We start from the raw sequence: 3,625 nt of genomic DNA, 5'->3' as shown, positions 1-3,625 counted from the left end.
AGGCGATCCTGCTTCGCGCTGTGCGCTTCGCAGGACAAGTCCAGCGAATCCCCTCTCCGCGCGAAGCAGGATGCCCTCCGAAGCCGTAGCGAAGGAGGGCCGCAACCTCTTGGAACGCTTGCACAATCGCGGTTGGCATATTCCTCCTTGCGAAGGAGGATGCACTCCAATGCGTTGGCGAGGGAGGGCCGGTTCGTGTGGTACGTATATCTGCTGGAAAGCAAGACTGCGGGAGGCGAGCGCTATATCGGTGTGACCTCGGACCTGAAGCGACGGATCGCCGAGCATAACGCCGAAAATCCCGCCATACCTCCAAATTCCTGCCATGGCGGATCGTGACCTGCATCGCCTTCTCGAACCAAGCCAAGGCGACCTCATTCGAGCGTTATCTCAAATCCGGTTCCGCGCATGCTTTTGCCAGCAAACGCCTTTGGTGACCCATCTGCCGCTCCTCACGCGATCGTGCAATAATCAGCGGTTTTCCCAAATAATAACGCAATATCAGCTACTTACGACAGAAACACACGGTGCCAATTCCGCTCTTTCGTTCGATTCTGACTGGAGGTCAGAAAATGAACATCAAGAGCCTTCTTCTCGGCTCCGCTGCGGCACTGATCGCAGTTTCCGGTGCGCGCGCCGCCGACGCCGTCGTCGTCGCCGAGCCGGAACCCGCTGAATACGTTAAGATTTGCGACGTCTACGGCGCTGGCTACTACTACATCCCCGGCACCGAAATCTGCCTGCGCATCGGCGGCTATGTCCGCTATGACATCAGCGCTGGCCAGGCTGGCTCGTTCGACGGCGCCAGGTACCAGGACCTTAAGGATGCCTTGAATGGCGAAGACAACGTCAACGACGGCTATTACAAGCAGGCTCGCTTCACGCTGAGGACCTATACCGGCCAGGAAACCGAGATGGGCACCTTGAAGACCTACACCGAGACGCGCTTCAACTGGGGAACCGGCTACCAAACCGTGCCCGGGATCGACAATGCCTTCTCCAACTTTGGCAGCAGAGGCGTTTCGCTGAACTTCGCCTGGATCCAGCTCGGTGGTCTCCGCGTCGGTAAGGACGAAACAGCCTTTAACACGTTCACCGGCTACGCCGGCAACGTCATCCAGGATACGCTGGTCCCCTACGGCGGCTTCGACACCAACGTCGTCCAGTACTACTTCGATGCCGGCAACGGCTTCTCGGCCGTGGCTTCGTTGGAAACCGGTGAAGGCTTTATCCTTAACGCTGCTAACACCGCCACCCATCTCGGCCACGACTCGATCGACAGCTATGTTCCGTATGTCGTTGGCGGTCTCAAATACACGCAGGGCTGGGGCTCCATCAGCGGTGTTGCTGCCTATGACAGCAGCCTGGAAGAATGGGCTGCCAAGGTTCGCCTCGACGTGACGCCGATGCAGAACCTGTCGCTGTTCTTGATGGCCGGCTACGGCTCCGACGACAATCTCCCGCGCAACTTCTACAAGCAGTGGGGCGGTAACTGGGCAGTCTGGGGTGGTGGCACTTACACCATCAACGAGAAGACCTCGTTCAACATCCAGGCGTCGTATGACGAAGCCAAGGAAGCTGGCGTCGCGGCCAATATCGCGTACGACATCGTTCCCGGCTTCACGATCACGGCCGAAGTCGACTGGGCTCATAACCAGCACAAGGCCGGCGCCCTCGGTACTGAATACAACTGGACGGGCATCCCGGGCGACAAGAAAAACGCCGTCGGCGGCATCCTCCGCTTCCAGCGCTCTTTCTAAGGGCTGGACTTAAGCAAGTGAAATCCAGCCCGGGCGCCTTAACGCCCGGGCTGTTTTTATTTCGCGACTGGTAGCAAACAGAAGGAAAAGGGGGTTCGGTAGCTGAACAGGGTTGTGGAACGATGTCGTTGGGATCCGCCGATCGGTGGATGAAATCGGCCGCAACGCTTAAAACTCTTGAAAGGGCACCGCCAAGCAGGTAGGTCTAGGCCTATCCACTCGGGGGTGTGGCGAATAATGACGAACGATGCGATTCAAGAGGGAGGAACCTCTGATCATTTTTCGATGTTTTCTTCTCAAGCTGCAAAAATAAAATACAGTTACAACAAGATACGAGAAGTAAAGTCGCACAGGATCGGAGAACTGTTTTTAGCATACCGGGACATACTTTGGGATGACGGGCGGCACAAATACAATGTCAGCTCCTTCATCGGCGAAATAGACGAGATCCTCCTTGGGGAGCGTTTCAGCGCCTTTGACCAAAGCACCCTCGACAACCTTATCGGCACCTTGCGCCAGCGCGGCAACAGCAACGCAACCATCAACCGGAAGATGGCTGCCCTCAGCAAACTGCTGCGCAAGGCTCACAAGATGGGGGATATCCACAGCCTGCCCGAGTTCCGCCGCCAGAAGGAGCGGGCGGGACGGATTCGTTTCCTCGAAAGAGACGAGGAGGCCCGGCTGTTCGCCGCCATCAAGAGCCGCAGCGAGGACGCTTATCGGCTTTCCGTCTTTCTCGTCGACACCGGCTGCCGCCTCGGCGAAGCGCTGGGCTTGATCTGGAACGATATCCAGGAGCACCGCGTCAGTTTCTGGATCACCAAATCCGGCCGCAGCCGCACCATCCCGATGACCGAGCGGGTAAAAGAGGTGATCAAGCTGCCGGCCACCGAGGGCCGCCGGCCCAAGGGCCCGTTCACCAAGCTCAGCCAGGCGCAGTTTCGCGCCATCTGGAACGATGCCAAGGCCGAAGTCGGGCTTGGCGCCGACGATCAGGTCGTGCCGCATATATTGCGCCATACTTGCGCCTCGCGTCTCGTCCAGGGCGGCATCGACATCAGGCGCGTGCAGATGTGGCTCGGTCACCAGACGCTGTCGATGACCATGCGCTACGCGCATCTGGCCACCAACGACCTCGATGGCTGCGTCACTGTGCTGGAGACACCGCGGTGCAGTGGCGCGGACAGCGGCGGCGCAAGCGCTTTGTCTTCTCCACCTCCGGCAAGGCGAGAGCCAAAAGGCGAGCCGGCCGCAAGCAAAGCCCCAAAGCCAGCGAAGAGAAGCGCCAAATCCTGACGGTTTGTTCCCTGCGAAGTTAAGTCAAGTAATACTCGAGATGAAGTCTCGGGTATTACTTAAGTTGGCCTTCCACTCGGCAGCGAGCCTCCAAAATTCTTTCAGTGGCAAAGCGCAAATCTCCGAGATTGGCCGAAGCCTCCTCGCATTCGTCATCCCTGGGCGGAGCAGGAGCGAAGCGACGTAGCGAAGACCCTGGGATCCATGCCGTTACATTTGCGTACACGAAAGCGGAGCAAATTCGAGTGCTTTTCGCACCGGCGGTCAGTCGCGGGTGATGGTTGAAGGGTAGCTGTCCACGTTGCGGATACGAGCGCCATTCCGATCCGCTGCATTCTTCGGCTGACGTCATTCTTCGGCTGACGTCATGGCATGATGGGGTGGACGGCGCCCGACAGCATCGGATGTGCCAGAATGAGTTCGTTGAGATCTCAAACAAGGGAGCCGTCCGTGGAACACCTTATCTGTATTGGCATGGATACGTCCAAGAGTGTTTTTCAGCTGCATGGTGTCGACGCTGCGGAGCGTTCGGTGCTGGTGCGTAAATTGCAACGGCGGGCGGTAGTCCC

Annotated in this window: 3 protein-coding genes and 1 pseudogene; all 4 read left to right on the top strand. The window is 58.2% G+C overall.

The window, feature by feature from the left end; all coding sequences use genetic code 11:
- Positions 1-159 precede the first annotated feature (159 nt).
- A complete protein-coding gene (locus NKH49_RS35080; protein ID WP_502899381.1) occupies positions 160-339 on the top strand; it encodes a GIY-YIG nuclease family protein in 180 nt (59 codons plus the stop codon).
- A 233-nt stretch (positions 340-572) separates the two neighbouring features.
- Complete coding sequence (locus NKH49_RS34410) at positions 573-1,760, top strand: porin (protein WP_352566168.1); 1,188 nt, start codon at positions 573-575, stop codon at positions 1,758-1,760.
- A 237-nt stretch (positions 1,761-1,997) separates the two neighbouring features.
- Positions 1,998-3,056, top strand: coding sequence for a tyrosine-type recombinase/integrase (locus NKH49_RS34405; protein ID WP_502899351.1), 1,059 nt, complete (start codon positions 1,998-2,000; stop codon positions 3,054-3,056).
- A 450-nt stretch (positions 3,057-3,506) separates the two neighbouring features.
- A pseudogene (locus NKH49_RS34400) lies at positions 3,507-3,625 on the top strand (IS110 family transposase); the annotation flags it as partial.

The sequence above is a fragment of the Mesorhizobium sp. M1088 genome (genome assembly GCF_040318575.1).
Lineage (GTDB): Bacteria > Pseudomonadota > Alphaproteobacteria > Rhizobiales > Rhizobiaceae > Mesorhizobium.
The sequence above is the reverse complement of the archived record's forward strand: the minus strand, read 5'-3'. Positions and strand labels throughout refer to the sequence as shown.